Here is an 18685-nt window from a genome sequence, read left to right as displayed (position 1 = left end):
TCCTGTGAGAGGTGTTCGAGTGGTGACTCCGCATGCCTACCGGGCCGTACCGGAGCGGAAGAAATCGCCCGTAACCGGTTGGCTGTGATCCGGACAATTAACCAAATGTCGTGCAAGGTTGAACAAAGGTGATCTTGCTGTGGCGCGGGGCTCGCTCGTAGCGGAACAGGGAATTCCTTGCCGTGCCCTCCGGAATTCCGGTGATCCTTCGCGGTCGGGGCTCGCCCGAGTGGCGCCGGTCACCGCGCCAGACTGACGTGATCGGAAGCCCGGTGGGCGTCACGGATTCCGTGATACCGAACCCGCCCGGTTGAAGGGCCGGCGCTCCGGCCGGCGCCGGCCTCTGTCCGGCGGGTTGACCGCCGCCCCCTTCCGCCCCGGACTCCGGCGGTATCCGCGACCACTTCATACATAAATGTCCGGCCATCCAGGAGAAGGGCCCAGCCTGCGACGTCGGCCGGTATCCGGCCGAAAAACGTTGGTGAATACATATTCACTTGCTAGGGTGAATTGTCATTCACCTTCTCCCAGTGCTGCCCGCAGGAGCGTCGATGGACCAGCCCGGCCCCATACCCCAGCCGCCCGTCACCGGCACGCCCCGGCTGCGGGACCGCCTCACCATCCCCGTGCTCGCGTCGGGCGGCATCCTCATGGCGGTCATGCAGACCGTGGTCGTCCCGCTCCTGCCGGACCTGCCCAGGCTGACCGGTGCGTCGGCGTCCCTGGTCTCCTGGACGGTCACCGCGACCCTGCTCTCCGGAGCCGTGCTCACCCCCGTGCTCGGCCGGGCCGGTGACATGTACGGCAAGCGCCGGGTGCTCATCGCCGCCCTCGCCCTCATGACCGCGGGCTCGGTGATGTGCGCCCTGTCCTCGGACATCGGCGTGCTCATCACCGCCCGCGCGCTCCAGGGTGCCGCAGCCGCCGTCGTCCCGCTGTCGATCAGCATCCTGCGCGACGAACTCCCGCCCGAGCGCCGGGGCGCGGCGGTGGCCATGATGAGTTCCACGGTCGGCATCGGCGCCGCCCTCGGCCTGCCGCTCGCCGCCGTCGTCGTCCAGTACGCCGACTGGCACACCATGTTCTGGCTGACCAGTGCCCTGGGTGCGCTGGGCGTCGCGGCCACCTGGTGGGCCGTCAAGGAGTCGCCCGTGCGCGAGCCGGGCCGCTTCGACGTCCTCGGCGCGCTCGGTCTGGCCGCCGGACTGGTGTGCCTGCTGCTCGGCGTCTCCCAGGGCGGCCAGTGGGGCTGGGGCAGCCCCCGGATCCTCGGGCTGTTCCTCGCGGCCGCCGTCGTCCTCGCCCTGTGGTGGTGGCAGCAACTGCGCGCCGAGCGGCCGCTGGTCGACCTGCGCCTGGTCGCCCGGCCGAGGGCCGGCCTGTCCCATGTGGCCGCCCTGCTCACCGGGTTCGCCTTCTACGCCAACTCGCTCGTGACCGCCCAGCTGGTGCAGGCACCGAAGGCCACCGGGTACGGCCTCGGACTTTCGATCGTCGCCACCGGTCTGTGTCTGCTGCCCGGCGGCGTCACCATGCTGCTCTTCTCCCCCCTGTCCGCCCGAATCTCGGCCGCGCGCGGCCCGCGCGTCACCCTCGCCCTCGGCGCCGCCGTCATCGCCTGCGGGTACGCGGTCCGCATCGCCGACAGCCGCGACCTGTGGATGATCATCCTGGGTGCCACGGTGGTGGCGACCGGCACCACCCTCGCCTACTCCGCGCTGCCGACCCTGATCCTGCACGCCGTGCCGGCCGGCCAGACGGCCTCCGCCAACGGTGTCAACGTCCTGATGCGCACCATCGGCCAGGCCACCTCCAGCGCCGCCGTCGCCGCCGTCCTCGTGCACCACAGCAACCCCCTCGGCGGCGTCCCGGTGCCCACGCTGCACGGCTATCTGCTGGCGTTCGCGATGGCGGGCGCCATCGCCCTGGCCGCCTGCGCCGCGGCCCTGTCCATCCCGGGCGACGGGCCCCGCGGCGACACCCGCCGGGCCCGGGGGACCACCCGGGGCGCCCGCGACGAGGCGATGGAGGGAGCATGAGGAGCGTGAGCACCCCTTCCGTCCCCGCGGCCTCCGCACGCCGTGACGCCGAGGCCACCAAGGCGGCCATCCTCAAGGCCGCCCGCTACCTCCTCGCCCGGCACGCGCGCGCCGACATCACCCTCAAGGCGGTCGCCGAACGGGCCGGCGTCAGCCCGCCGCTGATCCTGAAGTACTTCGGCAACAAGGACGCCCTCTTCGCCCGCGTCATGTCCTTCGAGACCGACGCGGACGACCTGCTCGACGCGCCCCTGGCGGAGCTGGGCCGCCACATGGTCCGCCACGTGCTGGCCAGTCAGCGCGAGCGCGGCACCGACCCGCTGCTGCGCATCGCCTTCGCGCCCCTGCACGGCGACCACGGGGACATCCTGCGCGCCAACTTCCGCGCCCAGGTCACCGAACGCCTCGCCGCCCGGCTCACCGGCCCCGACGCCGGCCTGCGCGCCGAACTCGCGGTCGCGGCACTCGTCGGCCTCGGCATCATGTACGGCGTGGCGCGAGGGCCGCACCTGCGCGAGAGCGACACCGAGGCCGTCGCCGACCGTTACGGGCCCGCCGTACAGGAACAGCTGACGCCCGGTACCTGAGTCACCCCCCGGCCCCGGGGCCGGTCAGCAGCGCCTCGGCGCACTTGCGGAACGCAGCCGGCAGACGGCCGTTGTCCCCGGCACGGGTCGCGAGGGCGACATGGCTCGGTTCGACGCCGTGCAGGGGGATCGCGGTGAGGTCGGGGCGGATGAGGATGCCGGGAACGCCCGCCGCGATCGCCACCGCCTGCCCCGAGGCGACGAGCTCGAACTTGTCCTCGATGTCGTCGATGTACGGGCCGTCGGGCGCCGGGCTGCCGTCGGGCCGGGGGTCGATCCGCCAGAACGCGTCCCACAGCCGGTCCGGGACCCGGGGAAGGGGCTCGTCGGCGATGTCGTCCACGGTGACCGACTCCTTGCCCGCCAGCCGGTGGTCGAGCGGGACGACCAGGACGCGCGGCTCGTCGTAGAGGATCGTCACCCGCAGCCCCTCGGTGGCGAACGGCAGCCGGGCCACGAGCGCGTCCACGCGGTGGTCGAGCAGCGCCTCCCGTGCCTCGTGCCAGCGCAGATGCGTGGTCCGCACCTCGGCGTCCGGGAACCTGCGGCGCAGGTCGCGCACGGCCGGGGTCACGAAGACGCCGGTCGTGTATCCGATGGTGATGCGGCTGGGCTCGGCGGCGGCCCGGGCGGCCGCGGTGGCCTGGGCCGCCGCCCGCAGCAGCGCCCTGGCCCGCGGCAGGAAGGCCTCGCCGGCGTCCGTGAGCCGCGTTCCGCGCGGGGTGCGGTCGAGCAGCCGGGCACCCACCTCCTGCTCCAGGCGCCGCACTTGACGGCTCAGCGAGGGCTGGGTGATGTGCAGGGCCGTGGCGGCGCGCCCGAAGTGCCGGTGTTCGGCGACGACGGTGAAGTACCGCACCAGCCTCAGGTCGAGGTCCGCGACGGCGGCAGAGTCGGACATGCCTCAACCGTACTGCGGCCCGTGCCTCACCCGAGGTCTCAGACCCGGTTCGGCATGGGGTGATGCCTGATTCGTATTGCGTCATGCGAAACAGGCTTTGGACGCGTGCCCGGCCGCGGACCGACGATGAGGTCACTCCCACCCAGCATTCGAGGAGCACATCGAACATGCGTGTTTTCGTCACCGGTGCCACGGGGTTCGTCGGTTCCGCCGTGGTTCCCGAACTCATCGCCGCCGGCCACGAGGTCGTCGGTCTCGCCCGCTCGGACGAGGCGGAGGCCGCGCTGAAGTCCGCGGGAGCCGAGGCGCACCGCGGCGGCCTGGACGACCCCGACGGCCTGGCCCGCGCGGCGGCCGCGGCCGACGGCGTGATCCACCTGGCCTTCATCCACGACTTCAGCGACATCTACGCCGCGGGCGCCACCGACCTGGGCGCCATCGAGGCGATCGGCGCCGCCCTGGCCGGCTCCGGCAAGCCCTTCCTGGTCACCTCCGGCACGGGGATCGCCGTCGCGGACCATGTGCTCACCGAGGAGGACGGCCCCGCCGCGGGTCTGCACCGGACCGCGTCGGAGGAGGCCACGGTCGCCCTGGCCGAGCGCGGGGTGCGCGCGGTCCTGGTCCGCCTCGCCCCCTCCGTGCACGGCCGGGGCGACCACGGTTTTGTGCCGCGCCTGATCGAGATCGCCCGGGAGAAGGGCGTGTCGGCCTGCCTCGGCGACGGCGCCAACCGCTGGCCGGGCGTCCACCGGCTGGACGCGGCCCGGCTGTACCGGCTGGCCCTGGAGTCCGCCCCGGCCGGCACCCGGCTGCACGCGACCGACGAGGAGGGGGTGCCCTTCCGGGACATCGCCGCCGTCATCGGCCGGCACCTGGACGTGCCCGTCGTGAGCGTGCCCCGGGAACAGGCCGAGGAGCACTTCGGCTGGCTCGGGCGGTTCGCCGGGATCGACAACGCGACGTCGAGCGCACGGACCCGCACGCTCCTTCGCTGGGAGCCGCGCGAGCCCGGCCTCCTCGCGGATCTCGACGAGGGGCACTACTTCGACGCCTAGTCAGCGCAGCAGACGGTCGAGGAAGCCGTTGCCGAACACCCGGTGCGGGTCCAGGCGGTCGAGGATCTCGACCGCCTGCCCCCACACATCCGACCCGAACGAACCGGGCACGGCCGTGCCCAGCACCCGCGCGTCGCTCCAGGCGGCGTCGTCGGTGTACGCCCAGCCCTTGGACCACTCCACGCGCGCGAGGGCGTACCCGCCGTCGTAGGTGGCGAACAGGAACCGCTCCAGCTCGCGCAGGAACGCCTCCGCGTACGGCGTCCCCGGCAGTGTCAGCACGTCCAGCCAGACGGCGGTGTCCCACTCGGGGCGGGCCGCGCTCGGCCGCAGTACGGACAGCAGCGGGGCGCGGGCGCCCTCGGCGCCGCAGTCCGCCGGGTCGTCGAGGCCGGTCACCCGGATCTCCATCGAGCCGTTGACCGGGAAGCGGCCCCGCGCCGCGTACGCGGCGAGCCGCTCGCGGTAGTGGCTGGTGAACTCGTGCACCACACGCTGAACCCCGGCGCGCGTCGTCAGGATCGCGTACCCGCTCGCGGTCACCCGCAGCGTGGTCGGCCGTACGTACAGCAGGGTGTTCTTCGACGGCCCCCACACATCGGCGCAGAGCGTGGCCGCGAGCCCCAGGCGGGCCACGTCGAGCTGCGCGGCGCCGAGCACCGGTGCCAGATACCAGGCCGCGCCCGCGAAGATCCGCCCCACCAGGTCGGCCACGACGGTCGGCACGCTGTCGGAGAAGGGGTAGTTGTACGGCGAGGTGACGTGCCGTGAGGTGAGCGGCCTGATGGGGGCGACGCTCCACTCCTTCAGCCACGGGTGCTCGGTGAAGGCGAACCAGATCGCCTCGACGCGGCCCGAGCGCGTCAGAAACGTCTCCAGCGTTCGCCCGCCGGAGCCGGGGGCCGCGAACAGTTCGGCGGCCGGGACGTCGGTGCGGCTGACGCAGCGCAGGGCGCTGTCCGGGCCCACCCGCAGGACCACCTCGGTGACGAAGGACCGGCCGAGGTGGGAGAGGAGCGCCGCGCAGTCCGCGTCCGTACGGCGGAAGGTCCTCAGGGCGTAGGCCCCGCTGCCCTCGTCCCACACCACGGCCGTCAGCTCCAGCACCCGGTTGCTCAGCGAGCCGTACGTCGTTCCGGCCGGTGGGCGCTCGCCCTCGGCCGGTACGGCGGTACCGTGCGCGTCGATCGCCAGGACGCCGCCGAGGGTCAGATCGCCGGGGGCGGGTGTGGCGGTGAGGCCGAGACCGTGCTCCTCCAGGAAGGTGAGCAGAGCCTCCAGGGTGACACCCGCGCCGGCGCGCACCGTGGACGCGGACTCCAGCGCCAGGCGGGTCAGACGGGGCGCGGTGTCGACCAGCAGGACGTGGGTGTCCGCCGTCGTGCCCTCGGTGATCGTCAGGGGTGACCAGCCGTGCGAGCGGCCCCGCGCACGGACCCGCCACCCGTTGTGCCACGCCCAGTCGACGACGGCGAGCACCTGTTCCGGGGAGGCCGGCGCGCAGGCCCAGAGCCCGTCGGCGGTGATCTCGCCGGCCCAGTTGCGGTACGTCGACCGATAGAGCGTCACCCGAGCCGGAAACCCCGGGAGTTCGGCCGCGGCACGGGCCGGATCGGCCGCCACCGTCACCGGTACCATCGCCAGCGCGGCGGCGGTGCGCAGCAAGCGGCGACGGCCGATGGGCGCCGAACCGCCTGGGGACGAAGGCAGATTGTCCGCCGAACGATCGATCACGGGGTCACGCTAGGCGCCGCCCGACGCTTCCCGGCCTCCCGGCCGCACCTGCCACCCGTGAGGGTGAAGCACGCACGGGCGGCCCGCCGGAGCGACGCGTTCCGCGAGGGTGCGTGGCCGGATGACACACTGACGCCATGGACGAACGCGTAATCGGCAGATCGGGTCAGCGGGCATCGGTCGTCGGACTCGGCACCTGGCAGCTGGGCGCCGACTGGGGCGACGTGGACGACAAGGAGGCGCTGTCCGTCCTGGAGGCGGCCGCCGAGTCGGGAGTCACCTTCTTCGACACGGCCGACGTGTACGGCGACGGGCGCAGCGAGTCGGCCATCGCCGCCTTCCTGGGCGGCCGGCCCGATCTGCATGTGCTGGTGGCCACCAAGATGGGCCGCCGGGTCGAGCAGATCCCCGAGAACTACGTCCTGGACAACTTCCGCGCCTGGAACGACCGCTCGCGCCGCAACCTCGGCGTCGACCGCCTCGACCTGGTGCAGCTGCACTGCCCGCCCACCCCCGTCTACTCCTCGGACGAGGTGTTCGACGCCCTGGACACCCTGGTGGCCGAGGAGCGGATCGCCGCGTACGGCGTGAGCGTGGAGACCTGCGCCGAGGCGCTGACCGCGATCGCCCGGCCGAACGTGGCGAGCGTGCAGATCATCCTCAACCCGTTCCGCATGAAGCCCCTGTACGAGGTGCTCCCGGCGGCGCGGGAGGCCGGCGTCGGCATCATCGCGCGCGTGCCGCTCGCCTCCGGTCTGCTGTCGGGCAAGTACACCAAGGACACCGTCTTCGCACCCGACGACCACCGCACCTACAACCGGCACGGCGAGGCCTTCGACCAGGGGGAGACCTTCTCCGGCGTGGACTACGCGACCGGCGTGGAGGCGGCCGCCGAGTTCGCCGCGCTCGCCCCCGAGGGCTGGACCCCGTCCCAGCTGGCCCTGCGCTGGATCATCGACCAGCCGGGGGTGACCACGGTCATCCCCGGCGCCCGCACTCCGGAGCAGGCCCGGGCCAACACTGCGGCCGCCAAGCTCCCGCCGGTGCCCGAGGAGACGTCGACCGCGATCCGCGACCTGTACGAACGCCGGATCAAGAGCCAGGTGGAGCACCGCTGGTAGCGACAGGGGGACCGTCCGTTTGAACGAACGCCCATCCGGTTACCCGCACTGCATGACGCGGGAGGGACGCCGCACGGGGCGCGACGAGAGCGAGGAGGAGCGGGCCGACCGGATGTGGACCGAGCTCATCCAGGAGGTCCGCGTCGCCCAGACAGGCGTCCAGATCCTGTTCGGCTTCCTGCTGACCGTGGTCTTCCAGCAGAAGTACTCCACGCTGCCCGAGGCCGAGCGGACCATCTACATCGTGACCGTCGTCCTCGGCGCCTGCGCGACCGGTGCCCTGATCGGGCCGGTCTCCCTGCACCGGCTGGTCGCCGGCCGGCAGGTCAAGCCCGAGGCGGTGCGGCTGGCCGGCCGGATGACCTTCGTCGGGCTGGCTCTGCTGCTGGCCACCATGGCCTCGTCCCTGCTGCTGATCCTGCGTGTGGCCACCCAGGGCGGCCTTGTGCCCTGGCTGGTCGCGGCCGTCGTCGCCTGGTACCTGGTCTGCTGGTACGGCCTGCCCCTGTGGGCACGCCGCAGGCGCTCGAACCGGCCGGGCCGCTAGCCGGCCGTACGAGCCCGCAGAGCCGCCAGCTGACGGTCGTGCACCCTGCTGAGCAGCAGCAGCGACACCACCGCCCCGATCAGGGCGCAGAACATGTCCCACTGGGTGTCCCACACATCGCCCTGGGTGGCGAGGAACGCGTCCGCACCGTGCCCGCCGATCTCGGCGGCCGCCCACTCCAGCAGTTCGAAGCAGGCGCTGAACGCGAGGCAGGCGCACACGGTCAGCGGGGCCAGCCAGCGACTGCCGCGCAGCGGCGAGGTACGGCTGAGCAGTTCGCGTACGAGGACGGCCGGAACGAATCCCTGCATCAGATGCCCGAACCTGTCGTACGGATTGCGGGCCAGGCCGAAGGTGTCCCGTACCCAGTCACCCGCCGGCACCTGTGCGTACGTGTAGTGGCCGCCGACCGCGAGGACCAGGGCGTGCACGGCCAGCAGGCCGCACAGCAGGCCGGTCAGCGGGAAACGGCGCCACATCAGCGCCACCAGGGGCAGTCCGGCCAGCGCCCAGAACGTCTCCAGGAACCAGGTCGTGCGGTCGTGCACGTCCCACGCCGACACGGCGAGGCCCACGGCCGCCACGCCCGCGAACAGGGCGGGCGGCACGCGGCGCGGCACGGGACGCGGGGCGGGGCGCACTGCGGTCATGGCGGGGCTCCTTGCCGGTGAACTCGAAGGAGCCCCATCGTGGCGCCGGCCGCCGGACGCGGGCATGAGTACCGCTACTCAGCCCGCGCGCTGAGGATCTCCGCGGAAGTCCATGCGCAGCTCTCGCCACGTCCCGGTGGCGACCGGACGCGGCCGCACGTCCCCGACCCCGACCGGCCCGTTCAGGCCGTCGGCGGGCATGCCCCGGTCCAGCCGCCGGCGCGCCGGCACACGTCCGTCGTGGCCGAACACGGCGGTGACGGCGAACGGATCGCCCGCGTCGTGGCTCAGACGGGCGAGCACCGGACACCGGCCGGTGCCGTCCGTCCGGAGCTGCACCACCAGGGTCCTGTGCACGAGGGGGTTCACGCGAGGGCATCCGAGAACGATCGGTTCGGTTCCCTCCAGTACCCCTCCCACGCCCGGGATGCTCAGCCCCGCGGCGGGTTTTCCCGGGCTCCGCGCAGCGCGGACAGGCAGCTGCCGATGGCGTGCTGGAGTTCCTCCAGGCGCTGGACCATGTCGTCCTCGTAGAAGTCCTGGGCGTCGTCGAAGGTCAGCTCCTCGAATGCCCTGGTCGCCTTCTGCAGGCTGCTGTAGAACTTCGTCCGCCGCTCCTGGACGCGCAGTTCGGGATCGGCCTCGACCGTCTCGGCGACGAGGGACTTCATGGTGTCGTAGGCCTCGGTGGCCCACTCGCCGGCGTCCTCGCCGTCCTCCAGCTCGTCGATCAGCGACAGATGCCGTTCGGCCTCCTCGCGCAGCGTGGCGGGTGCGTCCACGGTCTGCCCGGCGGGGGTCTTGATCTGCCCGGAATCGGCGATCTGCCGCACATAGCCGATCCGGTCGGCGGCCCGGCTCTCGGTGGCGACGGCCTTCTTCAGGTCGTCGGTGCGTACGACGTCCCGGGCCAGCTCGGCCTGCAGGTCCGGATCCTCCTTGAGCCGGTCCAGCAGGGCGGAGCGGGCCGCCCGGGCGGTGGAGGGGTCGGCGAGGATCGCGGCGCGCAGCGCGGTCGGGTTCTCGGCGACCTCCAGCGCCTTGGTGGGGCGGATGCCCTCGGCCTCGGCGGCCTCGGCGATGGCGGTGCCGCGCTCGGAGGTGGCGCTGTTGCGGGAGACGTAGTAGCTCAGCCACACGTCGGCGTCCGGCAGTTCGGCCTCCTGGCCCGGCCGCAGCGCCTCGAACTGCGGGACGAGACCGTCGTCGGCCGCGCGGTCCCAGGCCTTGTAGTAGCGCATGACCCGCTCGGGCGAGCAGCCGGCCAGCTCCGCGAACTCCTTCGCCGACACCTTCGGCGTCTCACCGGCGGCCTGCCCGCCCGGCCGCACGCTGCGCGCCACCATCAGCGCGAAGGCCCAGCCCCCGGTGCGCGCGTAGACGCCGAACTCGCGCGCGTCGCGCGCCACGAGGTCGGACAGGGGCGCCGCGGCCGGGGCGGACGTCTCGGACGGATCGATCGCAAGGGTCACGGATGACTCTCCTGAAGGCAGGGCTCTACGGGACCGCGCTCGGTGCGCGAGTGCAGACAGGAAGCCTATATGGGCGCATTGGCGTCGCTTTGACGGCCCCGGCCCGACCGGCGGAGAACGGTCGGGTCGGCGGGGTCAGGCCGCCGGCGGGCGGAAGGTGGCCAGGAAGGTCTTCAGGGCGAGCCGGTCGACGGCGTCGTCCCAGGACCCGGCCGGGGTGGTGAAGCGCAGCGAGCAGCCGCGACGGCCACCCAGGAGGAACCCGCGCCCGAGGGTGTGCACCCGTTCCCCGCCGGTCCCGGACAGCCACTCCAGGTCGGCGGCCTTGTGGCCCTGATAGGTGGTGGCCGTGATGGTGCCGATGCGTTGGTAGCCGGGGAGGCGCCGCAGTGCCGGTTCCACGTCGTCGCGCCAGACGGCGACCGGGTCCGGGCCGACGCGCTCGCTGTAGGTGACGGCGAGGGTGGGGGAGCCGCCGCTCGTGCCGAAGGTGACGCGGTAGGCGTGGTCGGCCGCGCGTGATGTGGTCAGCCGTTTCCAGTCGTCCGGCAGGGCGACGGAGAAGCCCTCCGGGGCGCTGTAGCGGTGGTACCCGGCGGGCAGGGCGGAGGACGCGCCGGGGCCGGGGCGCGGGCTGCCGCTCGGGCTCCCGCTCGGGCTGGGGCCGGGGGTGTGGTGCTCGGCGGGGTCGGCCGGCGGGGAGGTGGCGGCGGTGGCGCTCGGCCGGGACGGCGCGGCGGCGGGGGAGCCGCCCGGCAGGTGGTGGGTGGCCGCCAGGACGGCGGCCGCGACGGTGAGGACGGCGAGCGCGGTTCCGGCGGTCATGACCTGTCTGCTCCGCACCGGGCCGTCGTGCCGCACGGCCGTGTACGCGGCGCGCAGACGGGGCGCGGGGGCCGGTGTCCAGTCCTGGTCGGCTTCCTGGCCGAGGACCCGGGTCAGTGCCTCGCGGACCACCGGACGGGTCAGCCGCTCCCGGGAGTTCTTGCGCAGCAGGCCCTGCACGGTCCGGGTGAGCGGGCCGGTGCGCAGCGGGGTGCGCAGGGGCAGCCGGTCCACGGCCTTCAGGGTGGCGTCGGGGCGGCCGCGGTCACGGAACGGCGGGCGTCCCTCGACCATCGTGTAGAGGATGGCGCCCAGCGCCCACAGATCGGCGGCCGGTCCGATGCGCTCGTCACGGGCCTGTTCCGGTGAGGCGTACGACGGTGCCGTGAGCCGCGGGACCAGGGTCGCGCCCGCCAGCCCGAACCCGGCCACCACGACCGAGCCCCCGTCCCGGACGAAGACCTGCCCGGGGCTCAGCTCGCCGTGGGTGATGCCCTCGTCGTGCGCGGCCTGGAGGACATCGAGGAGTTCGAGGCCGGTCCGAGCGGCGCGCACCGGGTGGGACGGGCCTTCGCGGTCGAGGAACTCGCACAGGGGCGTGCCGTCGATCCACTCCGTGACGGTCCACAGGGTTCCCGCCTGCACGACGGCGTCGACGACCGTGGCGACCCGGCCCGGGCGCAGGAGGCGCATGATCTCGGAGGTCCGCACGACACGGGCTTCGGCCCGGCGCAGGGTGTCCTCGTCGCAGGTCTCCGGGAGGGCGATCTGGGCGACCAGACGGGGCTGGTTCGCCGTCACGTCCTCGGCGTACCACCACAGGCGGTTGGTCTCGCGGGCGAACACCTCCAGGAGCCGGTAGCGGTCGGAGACCAGCTCGTGTGCGGAGACGTGCGCCTTGACCATGGTCATCCCTCGCTGAAACCCCTGAATCGTCATTTCCCAGGGGTACGCGGGGCGCGCGGGGGTGTGTTCAATGAATCCTCGACTCTGGCCCGTTCCTGCCTTTCGTTCAATTCTTCGAAAGGGCTTGCGAGTTTGGGATGATGGCTCGCGACCATGGTTTGACCTGAGGGTAACCGACGGTAAATGCCCGGCTGCCGGTGCGTTCAGAGCAGCCCGAATCGCCGCGCCCATCCGAAGAGATCCCCCGGTGCCGCATTGCCCCCGCACACCACGAGCCCGAGCCGGGCGCCCGCACCGACCCGCGCTGCCACCTGCCGGGCCGCGGGCAGCAGACAGCCCGCGGCCGGCTCCGCCCAGACCTTGGCGTGGCCGGCCAGGTCCAGGCAGCCCCGCACGGCCTCCCGGTCCGGCACCACCAGGACCTCCTCGACCAGCGCCGAGACATGGTCGTACGTCAGCCGCGACACGGACGGCGCGCTCAGCGTGGTGACGAGCGAGGACACCGCGACGGGCAGCGGACCGCCCGCCCTGAGCGCGGCCGACATGGCCTCGGCACCCTCCGTCTCCACTCCCCACACCCGCACCCGGGGGCGCCGGGCGCGCAGCGCGGCCGCCACCCCGGCGATCAGACCCCCGCCGCCGATGCTGACGAGCACATCCGTCAGTTCCTCCGCGTCCTCGGCGAACTCCAGCCCCACGGTGCCCTGTCCGGCGATCACGACCGGATCGTCGAAGGGGTGGACCAGTGTCAGTCCCTCGTCCCGCAACCGGAGCATCAGCTCGAAGGCACTGTCCATGCCCTCGGTCAGCCGCACCGACGCCCCGGCCCGCTCGGCCAGCTCGACGGAGCGGGCCGGGGCGGTACGCGGCATCACCACGGTCGCCTTCACCTCGAGGGCCGCCGCCATCACCGCGAGGGCGATCCCGTGGTTGCCGCCGCTGACCGCCACCACACCGGCGGCACGCTCGGCCTCGCTGAGCGACAGGAGCTTGGCCGTCGCGCCGCGTGCCTTGAACGAACCGGTGCGCTGGAGCAGTTCGAGCTTCGCGGCGACCGGGACGCCGAGCAGCGCCGTGAGGCCGGGGCTCGGCGCGGTGGGCGTGCGTACGACGTGGTCCGCGATGCGCCGAGCGGCGGCTTCGATGTCCGTGATGCCGATCAAGGTGGTTCACCCTCCCGGCGCGGGGCTGCGGACCGCGCCGAAGGCACCGTGACCCGCGCGGCCGCCCCGGGTCAACACCGCTTCGTGCGGCGGTGGTTCACCCGCTCACAGATCGCGGCCCACCAGGAAGTCCAGCAGGGCGCACAGCTCGCCGGCGGCACCGGCGGCCAGGGGGAGTTCCGTGAGCAGGGCTCGTGCGGCGGCCGTCCGTGCCCGGGCCTCGGCCAGTGCGGCCGCCCGCCCGCCGGCCTCCTCGATCAGCGCGGCGGCCTCCTCGGTACGCGCGTCGCAGGCCAGGAGCTCGGGCAGGTGGCGGGCCGCGGGGGATCCGAGCGCGGCCAGAACCGGGAAGGTCTTCTTGCGCTCCCGCAGATCCCCGCCGACGGGCTTGCCGGTGACGGCCGGATCGCCCCAGATGCCCAGCACATCGTCCACCAGCTGGAAGGCGACGCCCAGATGGCGCCCGGCCCGGTCCAGCGCGGCGACGGCCGGTTCGGGAGCCCCGCCGAGCGTGGCCCCGAGCGCCGCGGCACAGCCCAGCAGCGCGCCGGTCTTGTGCTCGGCCATCACCCGGTACTCCTCGGGCGTCACCCGCTCCGGTCCGGCGAAGGGCCGTGCGGCGAACAGAAGGTCGTCGGCCTGTCCGCGCACCAGATCGGCCAGGGCCGTGGACAGGAGCCGTACGGCGCGGGGGCCGCCCGGAGTGGCGGCGAGGGTCTCCACGGCAAGCGCGAACAGCGCGTCCCCGGCGAGGACCGCCGGACCCGTGCCGTACGCCTTCCACACCGCGGGGCGGCGGCGCCGGGTCGCGTCGCCGTCCATGATGTCGTCGTGGAGCAGCGAGAAGGCGTGCACCAGCTCCACCGCGACCGCCGCCGGGACCCCGGCCCGCCCGTCGGCACCCGCCGCCTCGGCGCCGAGCACCGCCAGCGCCTGCCGTACGCCCTTGCCGCCCGGCGCGGCGGCGGGCGCGCCGCCGACCTCGCACCAGCCGAAGGAGTACGCGGCCATCTCGGCCACCCATGGATGCAGCCGCCCGACGGCCTCCGCCAGCGCGGGACGCACCAGCTCCCGGCAGCGGCCCAGGACATCGGGAGCCGACGGCGGCGCCTGCAGCGCCGAGGGGAGCGTGCTCACCGTGCCACCTCCGCGTCCAGGCCGAACTCCGCCTGCGCCCGCGTCACCATCTCCCGCGCGTGGCGCAGCCCGCTGCGCTCCAGCACCTGTGCCAGATCGGCGAGTTCGGCCGCCGTCTCGGCGCGGTCGCGGCCGAGGTGGGCCAGCGCCTTGGCGAGGCCGAGGCGGGAGAGCGCCTCGCCGCGGGGTTCGCTCATCGCCCGGAACTCGTCGAGGGCCAGCTCGTACAGCTCCCGGGCCTCGGCGTAGCGCCCGGCCCGGTAGAAGACGTTTCCGCGCATCTTGTGGTTGTAGGCGAGCGCACTGGACAGGTTCATCGCCCGGCAGGTGGCCTCGGCCCGCGCCAGCAGCTCCAGCGCGCGCTCGGTGTCCTTGTCGCGGACGGAGAGCACGTCGGCGAGTCCGCGCAGTGCCCAGGCGTGGCCGCGCCGGTCGTCGGCCCGCCCGGCTATCTCCGCCGCCTCCTCGAACAGGGCGTAGGCCTTGTCGTAGTCGCCGGTGTTGCGGTGCATCTGCGCGATGCCCTCCAGGGCCCACACCGTGTGCCGGGCCTCCCCGCGCCGGCGGGCCTCGGCCAGCAGCTGCTCGTGCAGGCGGCCGACCGCCTCGTAGTCGCCCTGGATACGGCCCGTCTCCGCGAGGCCCGCCAGCGAGTAGCCGCGGACAACGATGTCCCCGCCCCGCTCGCCGAGTTCGGCCGCGAGCCCGAGCAGCCGCCAGGCCAGCGGGAACGCCCCGCGCTGCCGGGCGAGGGTGCCTCCGCTCCACAGCGCCCATGCCATCGCGCCGGTGTCCTCGGCCGCCCGGGCCGACCGGTAGCTCGCCTTCCAGGCCAGGTCGGCCTCCCGTATCTGGCCGAGCCGCCGGTGGGCCTCGGCGACGGCGAGCCCGCAGCGGGCCGCCTCCTCGGGCAGTCCGGACCGCTCGGCCTCGCGCAGCCGCTCGGTGCCCTCGGCCAGCACGTCGACCAGCGAGGAGTTCACGGAGAGGGTGGTCAGGGCGCCCTGGTACTCCGGGGCGAAAGCCTTGCCGTACATGCATGCCCTTCTATAAACGATGTGTATACATGGTGTGTATAGTGCGCTGAAGAGGTGCCCTGGCGGGGGAGCCAGGGCTCTTGGTCTCTCTTGGTCTGTTGTCGGTCAAGACGCCGGCACGGCGCAGAGGGTTGCCTGTGAGGCGTAGATCACCTCACGGTGCGGTCAGTGCTGCTGGGCCTTCTGCGGGGTCGCCTCGCTCGGCCGCACCACGACATGCCCCTCGCCCTGGAGCATCAGCTGCACGGCTTCCCCGGAGCCGCCGCGCAGCATCGAGCCGATGGACTGCGAGCGGTGCAGCGAGGTCTCCAGATGCGCGCTCCAGCCGACCACCGCGTCGGTGTCGACGTACACCGGGTACTGCGGCGAGACCGGGATGACCAGCGGGTTGCCCTCGCAGACCAGGCCGAGCCGGCCATGTCCGCTGAACACGCTGTTGAACAGGCCGCCGCCGGCGATGCCCGAACCCTTCACGGTCTTGATCTCGTACGACAACGACGGGTCGAAGCACAGCACGTTGCGGCCGTTGACGGTGAACCGGTCACCGGGCTCCACCTCGAGCACGAAGCAGTTCTGCGCCTCGTGCGCGAACCAGACCTCACCCTGCCCGCGCACCGCCATCAGGGGCAGCCCTTCGCCGGTGACGGCGCGCTTGAGCATGCCGCCGACGCCCTGGCCCTTGCGCTCGAACTGGAGGTTCCCGCGGTAGGCGATCATGGCGCCCTGGCGGGCGTACATCTCGCCGTTCACCGTGTACTTGATGCACTTGGCGTTCTCGATGGACATGCCCGGCTCGGCGGCCGGCCCCACCATGTGCTCGCTGGAGAAAAGATCACCCTTCATGCCGGGCATGGTGTCCCGGAGTGCACCCTTCCGCCAAGATCACGGAACGTATCGGTTCAGCCACCGAACAGCTGGGCCCAGTAGGTGCCCGCACGACCCCCGCCGGCGAACCCGACGCCGATGTGGGTGAACTCCGCTTTGAGGATGTTGGCGCGGTGGCCCGGGCTGTTCATCCAGCCGTCCACCACCTCGGCGGGGGAGCGCTGTCCGCAGGCGATGTTCTCGCCGATCGTGGACCGGCGCGAGCCCGCCGCGGCGGCGCGGTCCCAGGGCCGGCTGCCGTCCGGTGAGGTGTGCGCGTAGAAGTCACGGGCCACCATGTCGGCGCAGTGCGTCTGTGCGGCCGTGGCGAGCGGCGCGTCGGCGGACAGGGCGGGCAGTCCGGCTCGCGCCCGCTCGGCGTTGGTCAGGGCGAGGACCTCGGCCGCCGTCCGGGACAACGCGCCCCGGGTGAGGGGACTGGCCCACAGCGCGGTCCAGTACCGGTCGCCCGCGTCGGCGTGGGCCAGGGCGGCATGGGTGAAACCCGGGTCGAGAAGGGTGCGCCGGGCCTGGTCGGTGCGCAGGCAGTAGTCGACGAACCCGGCCGGGGTGCGCGGGCCTGAGACGAGGTGCTCGCCGACGGTGATGTATGTGTATCCGGCGGCGCTGATCCGCTGGTGGACCGACACACCGTCGTGCCCCTCCGCCGCGAGCCGGCCCATGGCCGCCATCGCCGAGGCGTGCTCCCGCGCGGCGGAGGCGAGCCGTGCGTCGGGGGAGACGGGCGGGTGACCGGCCTGCGCACGGGCGGAGTTGACCCGTGCGAGGAAGCCGTCGGCATCCGGGGCCGCTGCGGGCCGCGGTCCGTCGTCGACGACGTCCACCCCGAAGTCCCGGGCCAGCCCCGCCAGCCCGTCGGCATACCCCTGCCCGATCGCCCGCAGCTTCCAGCCGGTACCGCGCGCATACAGCTCCGCGAGGAGCAGGACGGTCTCCCGCTCGACGCGCGGCGGGGCGAACCGGGCCACTGTGCGACCGTCGCTGTCGGTGACGTCGAGCCGGGGCGCCGGCAGCCGGCCGATCGGTGTGCCCGGCTCGGCCGCGCTGACCGCCACCGTGACCCGGGCGGCTCCGGGGCGCAGCCGCGCGGGATCGATGCTGAGCGTGTCCCCGCGCAGGTGGACACCAGGTGCGCGCGGCTGGTTGTAGAACACGAAGTCGCCATCGCCACCGACCCTGCCACCCCCATCGGTGACGAGGGCGGACACATCGAAGTCCCCGGCCACCCGCAGTCGCAGCACCCCGCCCGGCAGGGGCAGATTCCCCCCGGGAACCAGCTCGTTCATCACACTGCGAGGAACGCGCGAAGGGGCCCGGCGAGTTCCGGGACCGTGGGGCCGAGCGGTCGGGAGACCGCCCAGGGGCGCGGGGCCGTGCCGGAGTGCGGCTCCGCCGCGCGGGCGCGACCGGCCGTCACCCAGCCGCACCCGGCCACGAAGCCCCTACTCCGCCTCGCCCCCCTTGCCGCAGAACGCCGACTCCAGCACCCCCGCCATCGCGTTCAGCACCCTCTCGTTGTTGGAGGTGTTCGCGACAGCGGTGACGGCCCGCTTCCCGTCCTTCGTGGCGAACGCGTACGTGTAGTACCCCTGCACCGCACCCGTGTGCCCGTACACCGAGATCCCGCAGGACAGATCGCGGCGCCGCAGCCCGAGCCCGTACGACGTCGTGCTGGTGACCTGGGTGAACCGCTCCATCTCCGCGAGCCGTGCCGCGGACAGCAGCTTCCCGCCGAGCAGCGCGGAGTAGAAGGTGTTCAGGTCCTCGGCGCTGGAGATGATGGCGCCCGCGCTCTGTGCCCAGGACACCGTCTGGACGGTCGCGTCGACCAGTTCCGCGCCGGGCGCGTCCGGGGTGAGGTAGCCGTGCGCGTACCGGCCCGGGATCCCGGTGCCGGGGTGGACGTAGAAGGTGTCGCGCAGCGCGAGCGGCTTGAAGATGCGGTTCTCGTACTCGGTGCGCACGGAATGTCCCGTGAGCTTCTCGATGAGCAGGCCGGCGACGACGAAGTTGGTGTTCGAGTAGGAGTACGCGGCGCCGGGCGCGTTGGTGCGGGGTTTCTTCAGGGAGAGCGCGATCAGCTGCTGGTAGGTGAAGACCTTGTTCCGCACCGCCTCGAAACCGGACACGCTGTCGGCGAACATGTCCTCGCTGTAGTCGTGCAGACCGCTGCGGTGGCTCAGCACGTGCCGGACCGTGATGCGGTCGTCCGGCAGCAGCCCGGGCAGATACCGGTTGACGGGGGCGTCCAGATCCAGCCGGTGCTCGTCGGCCAGCTGCAGCAGGACGACGGCCGAGAAGGACTTGGTGACGCTGCCGATGCGGAAGCGGTCCTCCGTGTCGATGCCCCGCAGCGTGTCGCGGTCGGCGACTCCCCGGGTCACCCGGTAGGTCGCGCCGTCGTCGTCGATCCGGGCCAGCGCGCCGGGCGCGCCCTGCGCCACCACGGTGCCCAGCACCGCGTCCAGGCCGGTGATGTCGGGCGCCGCCGGCGCGGGGGCGTGCGTCTGCGCGGTCGCGGCCTGCGCCGGGACCGCGAGCAGCGACAGGGCGACCGCTCCGAGGACCGCGGTCCTGCCCACTGTTGCTGAGACCATCCGGTTCCCACTCCCCTCGACAGGGTTCT

General features: G+C 73.2%; 16 protein-coding genes and 1 pseudogene. 5 read left to right on the top strand and 12 right to left on the bottom strand.

Going from position 1 to position 18685, the window contains the following annotated elements:
* Positions 1–551 precede the first annotated feature (551 nt).
* Positions 552–2039 carry an MFS transporter gene (locus tag AVL59_RS27380; protein WP_067309421.1) on the top strand — a complete coding sequence of 496 codons (1488 nt, stop codon included), beginning with the start codon at positions 552–554 and terminating at the stop codon, positions 2037–2039.
* Positions 2036–2626, top strand: coding sequence for a TetR/AcrR family transcriptional regulator (locus tag AVL59_RS27375; RefSeq protein ID WP_067309418.1), 591 nt, complete (start codon positions 2036–2038; stop codon positions 2624–2626). Before AVL59_RS27380 ends, AVL59_RS27375 begins: the two co-directional genes overlap by 4 nt.
* 1 nt (position 2627) lies before the next feature.
* On the opposite strand, the gene AVL59_RS27370 is transcribed toward AVL59_RS27375, so the two are convergent.
* Complete coding sequence (locus tag AVL59_RS27370) at positions 2628–3527, bottom strand: LysR family transcriptional regulator (protein WP_067309416.1); 900 nt, start codon at positions 3525–3527, stop codon at positions 2628–2630.
* Between the two features lie 167 nt (positions 3528–3694).
* Between AVL59_RS27370 and AVL59_RS27365 the strand changes: the two genes are divergently transcribed.
* Complete coding sequence (locus AVL59_RS27365; protein ID WP_067309413.1) at positions 3695–4582, top strand: SDR family oxidoreductase; 888 nt, start codon at positions 3695–3697, stop codon at positions 4580–4582.
* On the opposite strand, the gene AVL59_RS27360 is transcribed toward AVL59_RS27365, so the two are convergent.
* Positions 4583–6220, bottom strand: coding sequence for a cholesterol oxidase substrate-binding domain-containing protein (locus AVL59_RS27360; protein WP_099053320.1), 1638 nt, complete (start codon positions 6218–6220; stop codon positions 4583–4585).
* Positions 6221–6453: 233 nt separating this feature from the next.
* Between AVL59_RS27360 and AVL59_RS27355 the strand changes: the two genes are divergently transcribed.
* Positions 6454–7437, top strand: a complete 984-nt coding sequence (locus AVL59_RS27355; protein WP_067309410.1) for an aldo/keto reductase — start codon at positions 6454–6456, stop codon at positions 7435–7437.
* Between the two features lie 52 nt (positions 7438–7489).
* The gene (locus tag AVL59_RS27350; RefSeq protein WP_067309407.1) at positions 7490–7984 is read left to right on the top strand and encodes a DUF6328 family protein; all 495 of its coding nucleotides are present in this window, start codon (positions 7490–7492) and stop codon (positions 7982–7984) included.
* Here AVL59_RS27350 and AVL59_RS27345 read toward each other — a convergent pair.
* The 10 genes and pseudogenes from AVL59_RS27345 to AVL59_RS27300 all read right to left on the bottom strand — a co-directional run bounded on the left by AVL59_RS27345 (position 7981) and on the right by AVL59_RS27300 (position 18656).
* On the bottom strand, positions 7981–8634 hold the full coding sequence (locus AVL59_RS27345) for a DUF2238 domain-containing protein (protein ID WP_208870458.1): 654 nt from the start codon (positions 8632–8634) through the stop codon (positions 7981–7983). The genes AVL59_RS27350 and AVL59_RS27345 overlap by 4 nt on opposite strands.
* 81 nt (positions 8635–8715) lie before the next feature.
* Positions 8716–9003, bottom strand: a pseudogene (locus tag AVL59_RS27340) (SsgA family sporulation/cell division regulator); the annotation flags it as partial.
* A gap of 62 nt (positions 9004–9065) precedes the next feature.
* Complete coding sequence (locus AVL59_RS27335; protein ID WP_067309405.1) at positions 9066–10106, bottom strand: hypothetical protein; 1041 nt, start codon at positions 10104–10106, stop codon at positions 9066–9068.
* Positions 10107–10241: 135 nt separating this feature from the next.
* Complete coding sequence (locus AVL59_RS27330) at positions 10242–11843, bottom strand: serine/threonine protein kinase (protein WP_067309402.1); 1602 nt, start codon at positions 11841–11843, stop codon at positions 10242–10244.
* 197 nt (positions 11844–12040) lie between these two features.
* The gene (locus tag AVL59_RS27325) at positions 12041–13000 is read right to left on the bottom strand and encodes a threonine/serine dehydratase (protein WP_067309399.1); all 960 of its coding nucleotides are present in this window, start codon (positions 12998–13000) and stop codon (positions 12041–12043) included.
* Positions 13001–13105: 105 nt separating this feature from the next.
* The gene (locus AVL59_RS27320; protein ID WP_067309396.1) at positions 13106–14137 is read right to left on the bottom strand and encodes a polyprenyl synthetase family protein; all 1032 of its coding nucleotides are present in this window, start codon (positions 14135–14137) and stop codon (positions 13106–13108) included.
* A complete protein-coding gene (locus AVL59_RS27315) occupies positions 14134–15174 on the bottom strand; it encodes a tetratricopeptide repeat protein (protein ID WP_067309393.1) in 1041 nt (346 codons plus the stop codon). The genes AVL59_RS27320 and AVL59_RS27315 overlap by 4 nt, the downstream gene beginning before the upstream one ends.
* Positions 15175–15339: 165 nt before the next feature.
* Positions 15340–16017: an AIM24 family protein gene (locus tag AVL59_RS27310; protein WP_067309390.1), complete on the bottom strand. Its 678-nt coding sequence runs from the start codon at positions 16015–16017 to the stop codon at positions 15340–15342.
* 56 nt (positions 16018–16073) lie between these two features.
* A complete protein-coding gene (locus AVL59_RS27305) occupies positions 16074–17345 on the bottom strand; it encodes a CAP domain-containing protein (RefSeq protein ID WP_067317833.1) in 1272 nt (423 codons plus the stop codon).
* A gap of 156 nt (positions 17346–17501) precedes the next feature.
* Entirely contained in the window at positions 17502–18656 is a 1155-nt protein-coding gene (locus AVL59_RS27300) for a serine hydrolase domain-containing protein (RefSeq protein WP_067309387.1), read from the bottom strand.
* Between the last annotated feature and the right edge of the window lie 29 nt (positions 18657–18685).

The sequence above is a fragment of the Streptomyces griseochromogenes genome, from assembly GCF_001542625.1.
Classification (GTDB): Bacteria; Actinomycetota; Actinomycetes; order Streptomycetales; family Streptomycetaceae; genus Streptomyces; species Streptomyces griseochromogenes.
Note: the sequence above shows the minus strand (reverse complement) of the source record. Positions and strands in the feature narration are given on the sequence as shown.

What these genes read in the sequence shown, in the direction of transcription:
- AVL59_RS27380 (WP_067309421.1), top strand. Translation starts at nt 552, where the DNA reads ATGGACCAGCCCGGCCCCATACCCCAGCCGCCCGTCACCGGCACGCCC.
- AVL59_RS27375 (WP_067309418.1), top strand. Translation starts at nt 2,036, where the DNA reads ATGAGGAGCGTGAGCACCCCTTCCGTCCCCGCGGCCTCCGCACGCCGT.
- AVL59_RS27370 (WP_067309416.1), bottom strand. Translation starts at nt 3,527, where the DNA reads ATGTCCGACTCTGCCGCCGTCGCGGACCTCGACCTGAGGCTGGTGCGG.
- AVL59_RS27365 (WP_067309413.1), top strand. Translation starts at nt 3,695, where the DNA reads ATGCGTGTTTTCGTCACCGGTGCCACGGGGTTCGTCGGTTCCGCCGTG.
- AVL59_RS27360 (WP_099053320.1), bottom strand. Translation starts at nt 6,220, where the DNA reads ATGGTACCGGTGACGGTGGCGGCCGATCCGGCCCGTGCCGCGGCCGAA.
- AVL59_RS27355 (WP_067309410.1), top strand. Translation starts at nt 6,454, where the DNA reads ATGGACGAACGCGTAATCGGCAGATCGGGTCAGCGGGCATCGGTCGTC.
- AVL59_RS27350 (WP_067309407.1), top strand. Translation starts at nt 7,490, where the DNA reads ATGACGCGGGAGGGACGCCGCACGGGGCGCGACGAGAGCGAGGAGGAG.
- AVL59_RS27345 (WP_208870458.1), bottom strand. Translation starts at nt 8,634, where the DNA reads ATGACCGCAGTGCGCCCCGCCCCGCGTCCCGTGCCGCGCCGCGTGCCG.
- AVL59_RS27330 (WP_067309402.1), bottom strand. Translation starts at nt 11,843, where the DNA reads ATGACCATGGTCAAGGCGCACGTCTCCGCACACGAGCTGGTCTCCGAC.
- AVL59_RS27315 (WP_067309393.1), bottom strand. Translation starts at nt 15,174, where the DNA reads ATGTACGGCAAGGCTTTCGCCCCGGAGTACCAGGGCGCCCTGACCACC.
- AVL59_RS27310 (WP_067309390.1), bottom strand. Translation starts at nt 16,017, where the DNA reads ATGAAGGGTGATCTTTTCTCCAGCGAGCACATGGTGGGGCCGGCCGCC.
- AVL59_RS27305 (WP_067317833.1), bottom strand. Translation starts at nt 17,345, where the DNA reads ATGAACGAGCTGGTTCCCGGGGGGAATCTGCCCCTGCCGGGCGGGGTG.
- AVL59_RS27300 (WP_067309387.1), bottom strand. Translation starts at nt 18,656, where the DNA reads ATGGTCTCAGCAACAGTGGGCAGGACCGCGGTCCTCGGAGCGGTCGCC.